The following is a 1,086-nucleotide window of genomic DNA, read 5'->3' as shown; positions in this document are numbered from 1 at the left end:
GGGGGGGGCCGGGGACCGCCAGTTTCGCCGCCCGGTGGGCCCGCGGACCGAAGAGGTCGGCCGGGCCGGCCCGCTCGGCCGTGCGCCCGGACCGGGGTGCCGCATGCGCCATGGGAGCACTCCTCTCTCCTGGCCCCCGCCTACCAGCGCACACCTGTCGCGGCCCGGCGGCAAGTCGGCCGGGCGGAACGGTCCGGGAGACCGGATGCGGGCCGTGGTGCCCCGTGTTTCGCTGGGGCCGTGAGTCCGGGCAGCGCGGGACACGGCCTGCACGACCGGTACCCGTCGGCCGGCCGGTACGGTGTCGTGCACCGGTACGAGATGCTCCGGGTCGGCGGCCGCAGCGTCGCCTGGGTGCCGCCGCTGCTGCTGCTCACTGCCATCACGGTGGCCGACTACAACACCACCGGCGAGTTCCGGATCATCTCGTGGATCGTGCTCGTTCCGGGCATCGCGGCCGCCCTCTGCGGGGTGTGGGCCACGGCCGTGTTCGCCGTGCTGGCGGTCGCCGCGTACGTCACCGTGGACAACGCCTGGCCGCACCAGTTCCAGACGGGGCTGCCCGACTTCATCCTCGTCACCGTCGGCGGCGTCCTCGCCACACTGGCCTGCGCGGTGCGGGTGCGCGACGAGCGGCGCGCGCTGCACATGCGGGACGTCACCGACACGGTCCGGCGCACCGTGCTGCGTCCGCTGCCGCCGGGCTGGGGCGGCCTGGAGCACGCCGGCGTCTACCTCACCGCGGACACCCAGGCCCGGGTCGGCGGCGACTTCTACGACATCCAGCCGGGCCCGCACGGCACCCGCGTCCTCGTCGGCGACGTGCAGGGCAAGGGGCTGGGCGCGGTGGAGACGGCGGCGGTGCTGCTCGGCACCTTCCGCGAGGCCGGCTACCACGAGCCGGACCTGAAGGTGGTCGCGGAGCGCCTGGAGATCCGGATGGGACGGCACCGCGACTACGTCCGGGCGCTCGGCCGGGACGACGGCGACCGGTTCGCCACCGCCGTACTGCTCGGCTTCCCGGCGGACCGCACCGACGTGGTGGACGCCGTCGTCTTCGGTCACGAACCCCCGCTGGCCGTCGGT

General features: G+C 75.1%; 1 protein-coding gene. It reads left to right on the top strand.

Annotated elements, in window-relative coordinates; genetic code table 11:
- Window positions 1-321: 321 nt before the first annotated feature.
- A partial coding sequence (locus FGW31_RS16705; protein ID WP_411757116.1) for a PP2C family protein-serine/threonine phosphatase occupies window positions 322-1,086 on the top strand: 765 nt, incomplete at its 3' end.

Origin of the sequence: Streptomyces calvus (assembly GCF_006782915.1) — a bacterium.
Classification (GTDB): domain Bacteria; phylum Actinomycetota; class Actinomycetes; order Streptomycetales; family Streptomycetaceae; genus Streptomyces; species Streptomyces calvus.
The sequence above is the reverse complement of the archived record's forward strand: the minus strand, read 5'-3'. Positions and strand labels throughout refer to the sequence as shown.